This is a genomic window from Sorangium sp. So ce281, assembly GCF_051527395.1.
Lineage (GTDB): Bacteria > Myxococcota_A > Polyangia > Polyangiales > Polyangiaceae > Sorangium > Sorangium cellulosum_B.
This window is the reverse complement of the sequence record NZ_CP150322.1, coordinates 11170783-11186509: the sequence shown is the minus strand read 5'-3', so window position 1 is coordinate 11186509 and position 15727 is coordinate 11170783. Positions and strand designations below refer to the sequence as shown.

The 15727-nt window shown below is 74.1% G+C and carries 12 protein-coding genes; 6 read left to right on the top strand and 6 right to left on the bottom strand.

All coding sequences use genetic code 11. From position 1 onward, the window contains the following. Positions 1 to 42 precede the first annotated feature (42 nt). Positions 43 to 2532: a DUF2169 domain-containing protein gene (locus WMF27_RS42920; RefSeq protein WP_437763087.1), complete on the bottom strand. Its 2490-nt coding sequence runs from the start codon at positions 2530 to 2532 to the stop codon at positions 43 to 45. A gap of 237 nt (positions 2533 to 2769) precedes the next feature. Here WMF27_RS42920 and WMF27_RS42915 point away from each other — a divergent pair, with 237 nt between their 5' ends. Further along, positions 2770 to 3498 (top strand): metallophosphoesterase family protein, encoded by a 729-nt coding sequence (locus tag WMF27_RS42915; RefSeq protein ID WP_437763088.1) that lies wholly within the window; start codon positions 2770 to 2772, stop codon positions 3496 to 3498. Positions 3499 to 3700: 202 nt separating this feature from the next. After that, on the top strand, positions 3701 to 4162 hold the full coding sequence (locus WMF27_RS42910; RefSeq protein WP_437763089.1) for a hypothetical protein: 462 nt from the start codon (positions 3701 to 3703) through the stop codon (positions 4160 to 4162). Between the two features lie 404 nt (positions 4163 to 4566). Here WMF27_RS42910 and WMF27_RS42905 read toward each other — a convergent pair whose 3' ends face one another. The 4 genes from WMF27_RS42905 to WMF27_RS42890 all read right to left on the bottom strand — a co-directional run bounded on the left by WMF27_RS42905 (position 4567) and on the right by WMF27_RS42890 (position 11522). Further along, positions 4567 to 6498 (bottom strand): transketolase, encoded by a 1932-nt coding sequence (locus WMF27_RS42905; protein ID WP_437769939.1) that lies wholly within the window; start codon positions 6496 to 6498, stop codon positions 4567 to 4569. Positions 6499 to 6895: 397 nt separating this feature from the next. Continuing rightward, positions 6896 to 7930, bottom strand: coding sequence for a hypothetical protein (locus tag WMF27_RS42900; RefSeq protein ID WP_437763090.1), 1035 nt, complete (start codon positions 7928 to 7930; stop codon positions 6896 to 6898). Beyond that, positions 7927 to 9570: a M16 family metallopeptidase gene (locus WMF27_RS42895; protein ID WP_437763091.1), complete on the bottom strand. Its 1644-nt coding sequence runs from the start codon at positions 9568 to 9570 to the stop codon at positions 7927 to 7929. The genes WMF27_RS42900 and WMF27_RS42895 overlap by 4 nt, the downstream gene beginning before the upstream one ends. A gap of 35 nt (positions 9571 to 9605) precedes the next feature. Continuing rightward, the gene (locus WMF27_RS42890; protein ID WP_437763092.1) at positions 9606 to 11522 is read right to left on the bottom strand and encodes a M16 family metallopeptidase; all 1917 of its coding nucleotides are present in this window, start codon (positions 11520 to 11522) and stop codon (positions 9606 to 9608) included. 64 nt (positions 11523 to 11586) lie between these two features. Between WMF27_RS42890 and WMF27_RS42885 the strand changes: the two genes are divergently transcribed. From WMF27_RS42885 to WMF27_RS42875, 3 genes are all read left to right on the top strand, one after another. After that, entirely contained in the window at positions 11587 to 11808 is a 222-nt protein-coding gene (locus tag WMF27_RS42885; RefSeq protein WP_437763093.1) for a DUF350 domain-containing protein, read from the top strand. Positions 11809 to 11824: 16 nt separating this feature from the next. Further along, on the top strand, positions 11825 to 13075 hold the full coding sequence (locus WMF27_RS42880; protein WP_437763094.1) for a hypothetical protein: 1251 nt from the start codon (positions 11825 to 11827) through the stop codon (positions 13073 to 13075). A 228-nt stretch (positions 13076 to 13303) separates the two neighbouring features. Beyond that, entirely contained in the window at positions 13304 to 13714 is a 411-nt protein-coding gene (locus tag WMF27_RS42875) for a response regulator (protein ID WP_437763095.1), read from the top strand. On the opposite strand, the gene WMF27_RS42870 is transcribed toward WMF27_RS42875, so the two are convergent. After that, positions 13711 to 13974, bottom strand: a complete 264-nt coding sequence (locus WMF27_RS42870; RefSeq protein ID WP_437763096.1) for a hypothetical protein — start codon at positions 13972 to 13974, stop codon at positions 13711 to 13713. The genes WMF27_RS42875 and WMF27_RS42870 overlap by 4 nt on opposite strands. Before the next feature lie 337 nt (positions 13975 to 14311). On the opposite strand from WMF27_RS42870, the gene WMF27_RS42865 reads away from it, so the two are divergent. Further along, positions 14312 to 14743, top strand: a complete 432-nt coding sequence (locus WMF27_RS42865) for a hypothetical protein (protein WP_437763097.1) — start codon at positions 14312 to 14314, stop codon at positions 14741 to 14743. Positions 14744 to 15727 lie beyond the last annotated feature (984 nt).

The following is a 15727-nucleotide window of genomic DNA, read 5'->3' as shown; positions in this document are numbered from 1 at the left end:
CGTGCCGGTCGCCTCCCCGATCGTACCCTGCCCCTCGATCGCTCACGAGCCTTCGGGATCTTCCGGGCTCACCGGCGCCGTCTCGTCGATCTCCTTCATGCTGGCGCCCGCGATCTTCGCCCGCCTCCGCGAGGCCCCATGCAGATTGGCACGCTCCAGGTTGGCGCCGCGGAGATCGGTCAGATCGAGCTTCGCGTGCGCCAGCACCGCGGCGACGAGGCGGGTCTTGCAGAACGAGGCTGCGCCGAGATCGGCGCGGTCGAACCGCGCCGACATGAAATCGGCGCGATCGGCCCTCGCGTCACGCAGGTTGGCGCCGGCGAACGACGCGCCCACGAAGCGCGCATCCTCCAGGTCGGCGCCTGCCAGGTTCGCCGCGGAGAGGATCGCGCCGTCGCCGCGGGCACGCGCGAGCCGCGCTCGCTCCAGGTTCGCCCCGCGCAGCGAGGCGCCTCGGAGGTCCGCCTCCTCGAGCGAAGCCTCGACGAGCTCCGCGCGGTCGGCGCGCGCGTTCGTGAGATCGGCGCGAGACAGATCCGCGCCGCGGAGGTCGGCCTCGTCGAGCGTCGCCTCGACGAGGCTGGTCCCTGCGAGACGGGCACCACGGAGCCTCGCGCCGCGGAGCGCGCACCGCGCGAGCGAACGCCCGCTGAAGTCGAGCCCCGACAGATCGCCGCCCGACAGGTCGTCTCCGTTGAAATCGCCTCCTTCAGCGAGCCTCGCCTCGGCGCGCTTTCGCGCCTCCAGCCCAACGAGCGGCTCGCTCGTCACAGGCGGCGATACGGCTTCCGGCGACACCACCTCGGGCGGCCGACTCCCCCTCGCCGGCAGCGCCACCTCGGCCAGCGCCGGCGGCGCCACCTCGAACTGCGGACTCACCCTCTCCGGCGGTGCCACCTCCACCGCCGGATAGACCGCCTCCTGCCTCGATGGCTCTCGCGCCACGAGCGTCGACCCGGATGACTCCGCCCGAGGAGCCGCCACGGGATGCGGCTCCAGCGGCGGCGCCGATTCCACGACACCGCTCTCAGGATCTCCTCGGTCGACCAGCGTGCGCCCGGCCTGCGAGCCCCCGGCGCCAGCGGGGCTGACGAGCCGAGGCGCGGCCATCGGGCTCCACGGCGCGCCCGGGATGGGGTCCTCCCCGCGCGACGCGCTCGTCCCCGGCGCTGCCACCGGGAACTGCGCCCGCTCTGCCCCGACCTCCGCGAGCCTGTCCTCGGGGATCGGCATCCTCTGGCCGAGCGGTCCTGTGATGCCTCCGCTCACGGCGAGATCGGCAGGAGCCTGCGGCGCGGCAGGCGCATCGCGGAAGGGGAGCACTGGCCTTTCCCTCTTCTCGAGGGGGCCGGTCTCCGCCAGCGCGGCCGGCGCCGCTATCGGCCTGGGGAGAGAAACGGCAGGCGCCGAGCTCCGGCGCGTCGCCGCAGGGCCCCCGGGGAGCGACGCGCCGCGCTCCGGCCACGGAATGGTCCCTTTGAGCGTCTCGACACCCGCGAACAGGCGGATGCCCTGGAGCGCCTCCTCGCTCTCCGTCGCGAAGTTGCCCCGCCACACCAGCGAGGCGATCTGTCGATCTCCGTCGATGACGAGCGTGTCGGCCACCAGCGGGATCTCCTGCGATCCGCCCGCCTGCGCGGCGTCGATGCGGAAGCGGCGCACACGAGCGCGCGCCGAGGGGAGGCGCGTACAGATAAATGCTCTCCCCGCGCTCAGGTTCTCCAGGAGGATGCGCTCATCGCCTTGCAGAAAGGGGATCTGCTGATCGAACGGCGCCGGGTTGAAGGCGCGAAAGTCGAAGTCCTCCGGAATGTGGAGCACCTCCGCGCGCCCCGCGGCGGCGGGGTCCGCGCCGGGCGAGCCGAGCTGCGCCGAACGCCGCGTGGCGCCTGGCTCGAAGCCGTTGAAGAGCCGCTTCCGCAAGGCCCAGTGAGGCGCGATGGGCGCGAAGCACGCGGGCCGGTGGGGGCTCGCAGGATTGACCAGGTTCGGGCGCGCTCGCCTTGCGCCCATCGCTGGATCCAGCGCGTCGGCTCGCGCGCCCTCGCCGGCCTCGGAGACGCCGACCGGGTTCCAAGGATGGCTGGGCCCGCCCGCCGCGCGCTCGTACACGAGCGGCATCCTCTGGAACGGCGCGGGCGCGATGCTGCCGGGCGCGGGGTCCCCGAAGACGTGGATCGTCTTGTCGAGCAGCGGCCCATCGCGGAAGAGCGCGAGCCTCACCGAGAGGCCGATCACCGGACCGGTGGCGTCCGAAGCATGCGCGTGCCCGGTGAGCACGACGCCGGCGCCGGGGAGGTACGGCGCGGTGTCGCTCGCGAAGCGCAGGCTCCGCGAGGGGTCGTCGTCGTGAAAGCGGTCCTCGCGCTCGACGGGCTCGGGCGCCACGAGCGCCGCGTCGCCGTCCGCGCCGAGCGCAAACGTCGCCTTCACGAGGATCGTGACACGCAGCACGCCGCCGATGCGCCACAGGACCGCGCCGCACGACACGGGATTCAAGGCGACGATGTCCACCGGCCAGAGCGCGCGCACGCGCGGATCCTACCCGCTCGTGGTCCGGCGCGGACAGGGAGACTTCGCGGCTATGACGCGCGTGTCCATCGCCGCCAGCCGTCGCGCCGCCGCGCCGCCTCGCGCCTCGCCCGGCCGGGCGCGAGGGGCTGGAGGCGCCGGCGGACATGGTCTATCGTCACGAGTCCGCCGATCGGACGCCGCGAGGCGCCGAGAGCCGCTCCAACGTCTCGATGGCTGCTGAAGGGGGGTCTTGCCATGCGGATCGCGCTGATATCCGACATCCACGGCAATGAAGTGGCGCTCAGGGCCGTGCTGGCCAGCATCCGGGCGACGGGCGTCGATCAGGTGATCTGCCTCGGCGACGTCGCGACGCTGGGGCCGCGGCCCTCGGCCATCCTGGACATGCTGCAGGAGCTCGGGTGCCCGTGCATCCTCGGGAACCACGACGAATTCATGCTGGATCCGGAGCTGATCCGCACCTACACCGAGGCCCCCATCGTCGTCGACGCGGTGGACTGGTGCCGCGACCAGCTGTCGGCGGACGAGCTCGGCTTCCTGCGCACGTTCCAGGCGCGCCTCGAGATCCCGCTCGACGCGCACTCGACGCTCCTCGTGTTCCACGGCTCGCCCCGGTCTCACATGGAAGATCTGCTCGCGAACACCCCGCCGGAGGAGCTCGATCGCCGCCTCGCGGGCCACGCTGCGACGGTGATGGCCGGGGGGCACACGCACCTCCAGATGCTCCGCCAGCACCGCGGCACGCTCCTCGTGAACCCGGGGAGCGTCGGGCTCCCCTTCAAGGAGTACGCGAACGGCGGGCCGCCGACGCTGCTGCACCACGCCGAGTACGCGACCGTGGAGGCGCAAGGCGGCGCGGTCAACGTCAGCCTGCACAGGGTGCCGGTCGACAGGGACGCGCTCCGCGCGGCGGTGAAGGCCTGCGACAACCCCATGCGCGGCGCGCTGCTGCAACAATACGCCTGAGCGAGCCCGGCCGGCTCCGTCAGCCGCGGCGCGCGGAGACCAGGGAGCGCGAGCACCGCGAGGCCGCCCGCAGCGCGCTGCGCGCTGCGCGCTGCGCCGAAGAGTCCCGCGACGTCGGCGAGGCCGAGGGGCCCGATCCGCGTGCGGCGAGGCGCGGCGATCTGGTAGCGTCGAGGGCGCGCCGGAGAGCGATGGAGCCCCGATGACGAAATACGAGCAGATCAAGCTGTCCTATGAGGCCTCCAAGGCGGCGATCGGCCAGGTCGCCGAGGAGCTCTTGCAATGGATAACCGAGCTCCGTGACCACATGGCCTGGCCGAGGGACAAGTGGGCGCTCAACCGGATCGCCGGAGACGCCCACGCCAACGGGCTCCTGCAGCGGTTCGTCGTCGAGAATCAGCCCGGCGTCGGCGAGGTCTTGAAATGCCAGCTGTCCCTCACCGTCGAGGACGAGCTGCCGTTCACCGTCGACTTCTTCGCGGTGGGCAGGACCGACAGGGGCCTCCTCGTCGTCCTCATCGGCGGAGAGCAGATCACCGTCAGCAAGGCCTCCCCCGAGGCCTTCTTCGAGAAGGCCGTGGAGCACATCCGGCAGCAGGCGAGGCGCGTGGCGAAGACGCGCCGCGTCGGAGCCATTGCCGGCACGCCCTACCGCCCTGCCTAGCCGCAGCGCTCGCCTGGCCAGGCGCCCTGCCGAGCGCCACCGTGCAACGCCCGGGAACGCGAAGACGGCGCCCCTGCGCTTCAGGAACGAAAGCCGCCACACCAGAAACGAAAGCCTCGCCCGTACGGTGCCTGTGTAAATTCACGGACTCGCGTCAGGAGACTCCTGGCCCAGCTCCTGCATAGCCCTACCACCGGAGCGCCTGAGGGACGGTTTCCCCCCCCACACCGTCGGACGGGCGCTCCTCTTTTTCTTTTGTCCGCGCCTCCGCCCCGGCACCCGCGCGGGTGCCGGGCGGGTCACCGCGAGGCGCAGGGCATGTCGGTCCTGGCACTGGCGTCGTACCACGATCGGCCGGCGACCGAGCCGCGGCGTGCCCGCGCTCGCGTCGCGCGAGGCCAGGGCTATCGCGCGCGGCGTGCTTCGCCGGAGAGGAGGCGCTTCGCTGCGCCAGCGATGGCGGAAGCGTCCAGCCCCGCCGCACGCAGGAGCTCGGCCGGGGTGCCCGAGCCGGGCATCTCCCGCACGGCCAGGTGGACGACGCGCGCGACGACGGGCTCTTCGCCGGCCAAGGCCTCGAGCACGGCGTCGCCCAGGCCGCCCTCGGCCCAGTGATCCTCCACGACGACGACGTTTCCAGCCGTGGCCTGCACCGCCGCGCGGATGCCGGCGGCGTCGATCGGCTTGATGCCATACGCGTCGAGGACTCGAGCGAAGAGCCCGCTCGCCTCGAGCTCTGCGTGGGCCTTCAACGCCTCGTGGACGGTGATGCCGGCGGCGATGATCGTCACGCGATCGTGGGGTGTCTCGCGCAGCACCTTGCTCCCGCCGATGGGGAACGCTTCGGTCGCATCGTACAGGATGGGCGTCTTCTCGCGCGTCGTTCGGAGATAGACGATACCCTTCTGGTCGGCCATGGCAGCCACCAGCCGAGCGGCCTGATTGGCGCAGCACGGGTAGAGCACGGTGCTCCCGTGGATGGCGCGCATCATGGCCAGATCCTCGAGCCCCATCTGCGACGGGCCGTCCTCGCCGATGGATACGCCCGCGTGCGAGCCGCACACGCGGATATTGGCCCTCGACACCGCGGCCATCCGGAGGAAATCGTGGGCGCGCGTGAGGAAAGCCGCGAACGTCGACGCGAAGGGCGACCAGCCCCGGACGCTCAGCCCCACGGCCGCGGCCACCATCTGCTGCTCGCTGATGAACATCTCGAAATAGCGATCTGGATGAGCCTTCGCGAACTCCTCGGCAAAGGTCGAGTTGTTGACCTCGGCGTCCACGGCGACGATCTCCGCGCGCGCAGCGCCGAGCGCCTCGAGCGCGTCGCCGTAGGCCCTCCGCGTCGCGACGGCCGTGGAGCGCTCGTAGGTGGGGAGCCTCAGCGGCCCGGCGGTGGGCCGCGGAGCAGGCTCACCCGGCGCAGGCGCCTCTGGCGCGACGACGATGTCGCGCATGCCGCCCAGCTCTTCGATCGCCGTCGCGCACTGCGCTTTGTCGAGCGCCTTTCCGTGCCAGCCGTCCTTGTCCTCGACGAGGGACACGCCCTTTCCCTTCACCGTGCGCGCGACGATCAGCGCGGGCGCGTCCGAGGCGCGGAGCGCTTCGGCGTAGGCGCCGGAGATGGCGGCTGGATCGTGGCCGTCGATCTCCAGGGCACGCCAGCCGAACGCGCGGGCGCGCGCCGCATAGGCCGCGGAGTCCCAGCCGAGGGGCGTCTGTCCGCGTTGCCCGAGGCGGTTCATGTCGAGGATGGCAATGAGGTTGCCGAGCTTCGTGTGGCGCGCGTGGTCGAACGCCTCCCAGATGGATCCCTCGGACATCTCGCTGTCGCCGAGCAACACCCAGACACGGTAGGGAGCCTTCTCGAGGTACTTCCCGGAGAGCGCGATCCCGACGCCCATGGGGAGACCCTGACCCAGGGAGCCGGTCGCCACGTCGACCCAGGGGAGCGTCGGCACCGGGTGCCCTTGCAGCGGGCTCCCGAAGCGCCTGTACGACAGGAGCTCCGCGTCGGAGATGACGCCCGCCGCCTTGAGCATCGCGTAGAGCAGCGGGGAGGCATGGCCCTTCGAGAAGATCAGGTGATCGCTGTTCGGGTTCTCCGGATGGCTCAGGTCCCAGCGGAGGTGGTCGCGGAGGAGCACCGCCATGAGATCGGCCGCCGACAGGCTGGAGGTCGGGTGTCCGGAGCCGGCCATCGTCGAGCAGCGGAGGCTATCGACGCGAAGCTGCTGAGCGAGCTCACGATCACCATGCGCCTGCTCGGCGCTGCTCCGGCGTTGCCGCTCGCTCCGGTCGTGCCCGCCGCGCGGTTCGTGCCCACGCGAAGGCATTCCGTGGGGCGCCTGGGTCGATCGCTCGCCAGGTGACGCGGGCGAGCGATCCTTCTCGGCCTTCGGCGCTTGCTCTCGATCCTCCTGCGCGGGCAGTCCCCTGGGGCGGCTCGGCGCGACGTCTTTCAGGGGGCTACGTACATGCTTTGGCCGTCTCTTCTCGGCCGGCTTGGGGGCTTCTTGCGCCATGGCTGCACCTGCGCCGCCGTCTTGATGCAAGCCCGGCGCCACCGCGCACGAAGCTTTGGGTCTGGCCACGACGAGGACAGCCAAGCCTGCCCGCATGGCGCGATCACCGAGCGGCCTGAGGCGCGCGCGGACCCGCCGATTTCACTCACGCGCGGATTGGCAACGACCGCTCCGCAGGGAAATCATGCGGCGGCGCGCCCTGGGACGGTCACGGCGAGACGCAGGGCACGCTCGGCGCGGCGTCCGGCGAGAGCAGCGGCGGCAGCCAGCGCCGCAGCACCAGCGGCACCATGGCGTCGTGGGGCATCGGCTCCGTCGGGACGAGCGGCTCGAGCTCGCGGAGGACGCCGGGCGCCGCAGGGTGCGCCTCGACGCCGCGCTGGAAGGCGCGGCGGAAGTCGGCGATGGGGCGCTTGGCCCAGGTCATGGTCTGCCACGACACGACGACGTGCGTGGTCGGGCGCGCGCGCGCGAGGGGGAGCGCGATGTCGGCGTCCATGCACGTGTCGATCACGAGCGCCGCGTGCACGGGGGTGGACGCGCGGAGCGCGGTCGCGATGCCGCCCGCCTTGTTGCAGCCGCCGCCGGAGTGGCCCGCGACGACGACGCGCGCTCGGTCGAGGGTCGCGACGCCGCGCAGCCGCGCGGCCGTGGCGTCGAGGAACGCGTCCAGATCGAAGGCAGGCCAGCTCGTCCGCGCGACGGCGACCGCCGCCGGGAGCACGGCGCTCGGCGCGGCGACCAGCATCGGCGGGATCCGGCCCGCCTCCATGAGCTGCGCCGCGATCCGGCGCACGTCGCCCTCCTGGCCGCCCCCCATCCAGCGGTGCTCGATCCGCGCCTCGTTGGTGCCGTGCAGGAACACGAGGATCGGCAGCGGCCGCGCGGGATCGGCGGCCGCGAGGCGGTGCACGAAGGCGCGACCCCGCCAGCGCCGCTCCGGCGGCACCGGGGGCGCGGCAGCCCCGGCCTGCGCCGCGCCCTGCTCGGCGGCGCCGGTCGCCGGCGCAGACGGGTGCTCGTAGTCGTACGTCGCGCCGTCGAGCTGCGCGGGTGCCGACGCCGCCGACGCCGACGGCGCTGGGGCCGACGGCGCTGGGGCCGCCGGCGCAGGCTTCGGCTGCGCCCCCACGGCGCCCGGGGAGGACACGGCCGCGAGCCCCGCCGCGAGCGCGAAGGCGCGCGTCGCGGGCGCTGGACCACGCGCCGCCGCGCGCGGGGCGCGGCGCCCGGCGGCCGTCACTGCGGCTCCTCGGCCGGCGCCGCGCGACCAGCGCCGGGCGGCGAGGCGCCCGCGTCCCGCGGGATCGTGCGCTTCCGCTCGAAGGCGCGGGTCGGGTCGACCACCTTGACGTCCCCGAGGCGGCTCAGCATCGGGCCGATCGCCTGGGCGTCGCCCACCACGACGATCGCGGCGTGCGCCGGTCGCACGTCGTCGTGCGCGACCTTGCCGGCGAAGGCCGGCGTGATGTCCCGGAGCTCCTTGCGGTAGCTCTCCTGGTGGTCGTCCGGCAGATCGAGCGCCTGCATGACGGCGATCTCGTCCGCGAGCCCGGCGGCCGTCCCGAGGCCGAGGCCGAGGCCGGCCGCGAGCCGCCGCGCCGCGGCGTCGACCTCCTCCTGCGAGGGCGCCGCGGCCGCGAGCTGCTCCGCGTGCTCGAGCATCGCCTGCGCGGCGAGGCCCGTGCGCGCCGCAGGGACGCGGACGTGGGCGAGGAGCGGGACGGGCCCGTGCGCGACGTCGAGCGGCGCCGCGGACACCTCGCGCGCCGGCCCGCGCGGCTCGAGCAGCTCCTGCGAGAGGCGCCCGGAGGGGCCGCCGAGGACCTCGCCCGCGACCGCGAGCGCGGGCCACTCCGAGGCGCTGCGCTCGGGGCCGAGCACGCCGAGGAAGAGCTCGCTCTCCGCGCTCTTCGGGCGATCGACGATCGTGACCTTGAGCGACGCCGGAGGCACCGGATCGGTGAACGAGAGCGCCGGTGGCTCCGCGCCGCGGCGGTCGGTGAAGGCCTTCTCCACGGCCGCGCGCGCGGCCTCGGGCGTCGTGTCGCCCGCCACCACCACCACGGTGTTCTTCGGGACGTACCACGCCGCGTGGAACGCGCGGCAGTCGGCCGCGGAGATCTGCGGGAGCTCCGCCGCTGTCGCGCCGAACGAGGCGTAGGGGTGCAGCTCGGTCGGGAGCGCGTAGAGGTCGCGGAAGAGGACCATCAGCGCTCCCCAGCGGCCGTCCGAGCGCGCGCGCTCCCGCGCCGCCTCGGCGGCCTGGGCCTTCAGCTTGGCGAGCTCCGCGGCGTCGAGGCGCGGCCGCTGCACGACGTGCCCGAGCAGCAGGGCCGCCTCCGCGAGGCGATCGCTGGGCGCGCGCAGCCCGATCACGGTCGCGTCGAGGCCGGTGTCCACCCGCAGGGAGGCGCCGAGCGACTCGACGCGCGCGAGCAGCTCGCGGCCGGGGAGGCCGCCCGCGCCCCCGCGCAGGAGGAGCTCGCCCGTGAGCGCGGCGAGCCCCGTGCGCTCGCCGTCGGCCGCGGCGCCGCCGCGGATGACCACCCGGACCTCCACGAGCGGCAGCGCGCGGCTCACCGCCGTGGCGACGCGGAGGCCGCTCGGGAGCTCGGCCCAGGTGATCGCGGGCATGCGCGCGGGCTTCGCGGGGCCGGACGGCGGCGGCTGCTCCCCGCGAGCGGCCTCGGCCGGCGGCGCCGCCGGCGCGGACGTCGCCGGCGCGGGCCTCGCCGGCGCGCCCGCCTGCGCGGGCGGCAGCGGCGCCCGCCCAGCAGCGCAGCCGCACGCCACGGCGGCCGCGAGCGCCGCGGTCCAGGAGAGCCAGGGGCGCGCGGTCCGTCGCCCGCGCAGGTCGCGTCGCTCGCTTCGCTCGTTCATCGCGTCACGCGTTCTCCGTCGCTCGCCTCTTCGCGTCACTTCTTCGTGGGCTTCGCCGGCTTCGCCGGCGCCGGATCCGGCGCGGGCCGGCTCGCCCCGCCGTGCGCCTTCGCCGGGCGCTTGCCCGGCGCTGCCTTGCCCGCGCCCTTGCCCGACGCGGCCTTGCCCGCGCCCTTGCCCGGCGCGGCCTTGTCCGTTCCCTTGCGCGGCGCGGCCTTGCCCGCGCCCTTGCCAGGCGCCGCCTTCGCTGCGCCCTTGCCCGGCGCCGCCACCTCGGCGTCCTGCTCCGGCGCCGCGGCGCGCGCCCCGCCTCCGGCCCGCCGCGCGCGGGCCGACGTGCGCGGCGGCGAGGAGGCTGCCGGCAGCCCAGGGGGATAGGTCTCGACGATCGTCCGGCGCGTCGGGCCGAGGTGGTCGCGCGCGACGCGCTGCACGTCCTCCCGGGTCACCGCGAAGCAGCGCGCGAGCTCCCCGTTCAGGTGGGCGGCGTCCCCGAAGAGGAGCTCGTGCTCGCCGAGCGCCCGCGCCCGCGCGCTCGCGTCCGCGAGGCCCGCCACGAACGCCGACTGGAGCAGCCGGCGCGCCCTCGTCAGCTCGGCCTGCGAGGGTCCCGCCGTCGCGAGCGCCCGGATCTCGCCCTCGATCAGCTTCTCGACGTCGCCGACCCGGACGTCCTCGGCGAGCCGCACGTCGATGGAGAAGAGATCGGGCCCGCGGTGGCCGTCGATCGCGACCCGCACCGACCGCGCGACCGCCTTGCTCCCGACGAGGAGAGCCTTCAGCCGCGAGCTCTCGCCGCGCCCGAGCAGGGCGGCCGCGAGCGCGAGCGCGTGGTGATCCGGGTGCTCGCGCGGCGGCACGGCCCACCCGTAGACGATGGACGGCGCGCGGGCGGCGCTGTCCCTCACGACGCCGGTGCGCTGGCTCGTCTGCTCGGGGAACGGCACGTCCTTGAAGGGCGCGGCGGCGACGGCGGGGATGCCGTCGAAGTACTCGTGCACGAGCGCCATCGCCGCGCCCGCGTCGAAGCCGCCGGAGATCGCGAGCACCGCCCTGTTCGGGCCGTAGTGGGCCTCGTGGAAGTCGCGGGCCCACGAGAGCTCCGCGCCCGCGAGATGGTCCTCCTCGCCGAGCGCCGGGTGCTCGTGGGGCCAGTACCCCTGGAAGACGAGCTCGCGGAGCCGGATCGCGCCCTGGCCGTGGGCGGCGCCGAGGACCGCGCCGCGGCGCTCGAGCGCGTCCCTGCGCTGCGCCTCGAAGCCCTCTGCGCTCGGCGCGGGGGCCCTCATGCGATCGGCCTCGAGCCACAGCGCCAGCGCGAGCTCGTTCGCGGGCAGCGCCGCCGTGAACGTGGTGCGATCGACGTCCGCCTCGGCGTGGAGCTCGCCGCCGCGCTCGGCCACGAGGCGCCGGGGCTCGCCCGCCGGCAGGCTGCGGCTGCTCCGGGCCATCCTCTCCATCACGAGGCGCGCCACGCCGCTCCTGCCGCTCGGCTCGTCGCGCGAGCCCGCGTCGTACGTCACGGCCACCGCGACCGTGGGCGAGCTCTCGTCGGGGCTCAGCACCACGCGCAGCCCGTTCTTCAGCGTGACCCGCTCGACGGGCAACGCGAGATCGAGCGGCGCTTCCGCCGGAGCCGCCGCGGCGCGCCTCGGCGCCCCCGCCGTGTGCGCCGCCTTGCCGATCGGCGCGCCCCCGCCGCGCGCCGCCTTGCCGGCGGGCGCACGCGCCGCCTTGCCGGACGGAGGCGCTGCCGCGGCGAGGTGGGGCGCGCCTGCGCAGAGCAGGCCGAGCGCCACGAGCGCGGCCGTGAGGGAGCGGCGGGGCAGGGTTCGGCTCACGGTCGTGGACACCGCAGGGCGATAGCACGTCGCCGCCCGGGTGCGCGCGTCGAGGAGCGACGCGGCGCAGCGACCGCGCTTCACCCTGCCGGCCGACTCGCGTAGGCTCACGCCCCGAACTCACGACGTCACGAGCGCGCGCCGCGCGCCGCCCCACGCCCAGAGAGAACCGCCGATGCCCGACGTTCAAAATTTGATCAAAGCCGTCATCGGAACGCTCGTCTTCGTTGCCGTCGGGCTGCTCGTCTTCCTGCTGGCGTTCATGCTGATCACGAAGCTCACCCCCTTCTCCATCCGCAAGGAGATCGAGGAGGACCAGAACACGGCGCTCGCGATCGTGATCGGCTCGGTGATCCTGGGCCTCGCCTGGATCATCTCCGCGGCCATCCACGGCTGACGCGCGGGTCTCGGCGTTGGCCTCGGCCGGGCCCGACCTCCTTGGCGCGCTGCCGGCCGGGCCCCCCGGCGCGGCCCGCGGCGGCTTCATGTGGGGCCGCGGCGTCGACCTCGCGGTGTTCGGCGGCTCCGCGGCGGTCGCCCTCGCCCTCGCCGCGCTCTCGACGGGGGGCGCGCTCCCGGCCTGGGGCTTCCTGCTCTTCGTGGTCGGCGTCGACGTGGCGCACGTGCACACGACGCTCTTCCGCACGTACCTCGATCCGGAGGAGCTCCGCCGCCACCCCGCGCTCTACGCCGGCGTCCCGCTCGCCTGTTACGCCGCCGGCGTCGCGCTCCACCTCGCCTCCGAGCTCACCTTCTGGCGCGCGCTCGCCTACGTGGCCGTGATCCACTTCGTCCGCCAGCAGGTCGGGTGGGTCGCGATCTACCGCGCGCTCGCGGGCGAGCGCTCGCGCCTCGATCGCCTCCTCGACGACGCGCTCGTCTACGCGGCGACGGGGTGGCCGCTCCTTTACTGGCACGCGCACGCTCACCAACCGCGCGCGTTCCAGTGGTTCGTGGACGGCGATTTCGTGAGCGCGCCCTGGCTCGCGGCCGCGGTGGGCCCGCTCGGCGCGGTGTACGCCGCGCTCGCCGTCGCGTACGTCGCCCGCGCGATCCAGCGGGCCTGCGTCGACCGCGCGCCGCTCAACCTCGGCAAGCACGTCGTCGTCGCGACGACCGCGGCGACGTGGTACGTCGGCATCGTCGCGACCGACAGCGACTTCCAGTTCACGGTCACCAACGTGATCGTCCACGGGGTCCCGTACATGGCGCTCGTCTTCGCGTACGCCCGGGAGCGGGCCCGCGAGGCGCCGCGCTCGCTGCTCGCGCGGGTCCTCGCCGCCGGGCTGCTCGCCTTCCTCGGGGTCGCGCTGGCGCTCGCGTTCGTCGAGGAGATGCTCTGGGACCGGCTCGTCTGGCACGACCGGCCGGAGCTCTTCGGCGGCGCGCGGACAGGGGACGAGCCGCTCCTCGGGCCGCGCGCGCGGGCGCTGCTCGTGCCGCTGCTCGCGCTGCCGCAGGCGACCCATTACATGCTCGACGCCGTGGTCTGGCGCCGCCGCCACACCCGCCCTGCCCAGGCGCGCGCGCTCGGGTTCCGGCCCGGAGCGCTGGAGGGCGAGGGGGGCGAAGGCGGCCCCGGCCTCGCGGGCGGCGCGCGCCGCCGGAGCGCGGCGGCCGCGCCGATCACGCCGCCCGCGCGGTCGGCGAGCGGAGAGGCTTGACCCGCGGCGCAACTCCCGTAACCCTCGGCGCTTCGCATGGCTTCGCTCGCGGTGCCCGTGCTCCCGCCACGCCCCTCGCCCGCTGCTCGGCGCGGAGCGGCGCCGCCCCCGCGTAGCCCGGAACCATGTCCGGAGAAGATCCGACGATGCTGAGGGCATGCAATGCGTGCGCGGTGCTCGCCTGCTATCGCTCCTGCATGCTTGCGCAGTCTGGAAGAGGTAACAGCGATGAGTGAACCCTGGCCAACCGACGGGCTCGACGGGCCGCGCGTGACGCCGATTCCCCCGAACTCGCGCGCCCCCGTCCTCCTGGTCGACGACGACGCCGAGCTCCGCGAGATGCTCCGCGAGATGCTCGAGTCGTCGGGCTACGATGTCTACTGCGCCAGCAACGGCAGGGAGGCGCTCGATCTCCTGCACCAGGCGGACCCGCCGCCCGGGCTCATCCTGCTCGATCTCATGATGCCGATCATGACCGGCGAGGAGATGCTCGCCGCGCTGAAGCAGGTGCACGCGCTCGCGGCGATCCCGGTGACCATCGTCTCCGGCCACGACGGCCCGCCCGAGGGCACGGCCTACCTGAAGAAGCCCGTCGACTTCAGCGCGCTGCTCGGCTTGGTCCAGAAGACCTGCGGCTAGCCCCTCGGGTCGGGCGCGCCCACAACGTCGACCAGAGCGTCGACCAGAGCGTCGACCGGAGCGCCGACCAGGGCGCCGACCCCGACCGGCGACGGCGACCGCGGGCTCATCGCCGCGAACGCGAGGAGGGCCACGACGGTCAGCAGGAGCGCGAGAGCGAACGCCGCGGCGAGGAACAGGATGCCGAGCGACGCGCGCTCGCTCCCGGCTTCGCCCGCGCCCTGGTCCGGGTCCTCGTCGCGCCGCTCCGGCTCATCCACGCTCCGCCCTCCGCTCGCCGGCTGTGCTTACCGCCTCGCGCCGGACGGCGCAACGGACGCAGCGAAAACCTCCGTGTCCGCCGCGCTCACCGGGCGCGGCGGCGTCCTCGGCGGACGCGCCCGTCCGGACATTGTCTGTCCGGAAGGGCCATCGCCGTCCGCCTCCAACGGCTGTAGGTTCGCCTCCTCGGAGGGCGTGAGAATGGCAGAAGGCCGCACCAGCGACGCTGCGGAGGAGAGCGGACAGGCGAGCTCCGATCGCCTGTGGATCCTTGTCAACACAAGTCTTCGTGAGCCTGCGCCAGAGCGCGTAAGTGGCCGCCCTCCCCGGGAAACCATGGTGATACGTGACGGCGAAACCGTCCTCGTCAGCGTCGATGTCGGCCAGGGCCGCGGCTCGGCGCTCACGGTGCCATTCAACAGGGTAGAGCTCGGTCGCCTGGAGGCGACGCTGGTGGTGCGGCTCGCGGCCACCTCCGCCCCGTGCGCCGCCTGCATCGACGAGAGCCTCGCCAGGGCGGCTCAGGAGCCCGGGGGGCTCGACACGGAGCGCGTCTTGCGCGCGGTGCGCGCCGCGATCGCCGGCTGCGCGCAGCGCGCGCACGGCGAGGCCGCCCGCGGCGCGGCCGGCGCCGGCGGGCCTCCGCCGGGGAGCTCGGGGCCGCGGCCGCTGGGCGCGCTCCGGCTGGCGCCTGTCAACGCGCCTCACGTGCCCGCGGGGGGCGCGCCGGGAAAGGAGAGCGAGCTCGAACTCCTGCTGATCATCTGAGTCGGGACTTCGCTCTTCCCGGGAGGCGCATGTCGGCTCTCGATCCGGCATCGCAAATCCGGCTTAGCGCCCCGGCTCACCGAGCCTCCCGTACCGCCGCATCGCCTCGCGCAGCCGGTCGAGCGGGATGGCGTGGGCGACGTGGTCGTCCTATCCGAACGTCATCGTCGCCATGGTCCGGCGGTGCCCTCGATCTCCGCCCAAAGAGCCACAGGAGAGTCCTTACGCGATATGCCCCTCCTGGAAGAGCGACACACCCTCGACCTATCATCCACGCATCGAAGACGCCGCCTTCACGCGACAGCCAGCGTGCGGGAGGATCCGGCCCGGAATCGCCGCGCATCCCGCTCGCCGATGCGCTCCATCTCCCGGAGCCACCGCGCATCGCCGCCGTGTGGAGCGCCCTCGAGGAGCATCTCCAGTTCTTGAACTCGCCGCGACGCGCGCGGGCGCGCTTGCGCTCGCGGTGAGCCGCATTGTCGGTGCAGGGGGGCCTCCCTGTCGCTGATTCGGGAGAGCATCGAGCCACGTTCTGGCACGGAATGGGTCCCGCGCGTCGCTTGCCTTCGATTCGACGAGTGTTCGCGCGTCGTCTCTGCGCACGTGGAGCTCGAGGCCCCGGGCACGGCGACGACCACCCCGATACGTCAGCGTCAGCTCCTGCCTCAGGCTCCCTCGTGCTTGCTGCGTCGGCAGCGTCTACGTCGCCATCGCCCCCTCCGCACGGGGCCGACGGCATTCTACGACGCCACCATAAGCGGCGGCTGTTCGCGCTCGCGATGGGCGCGCTCCAGCTGGCGCCGAATACGGTCATTGACACCGTCACCTGGCCGGATACGCTCTGAGGTCGATGCGACATGCGCAACGGTGAACGCGGGCGGCACCAAACGAGGAGCTGCGGTGAGAACCGAGCGCGCTCGCAGCCCAGCCGCTCGAACCTGGGCTCCCCGGGAGGCACGGCGGCGAGCAGTGGCAGGAATCGGG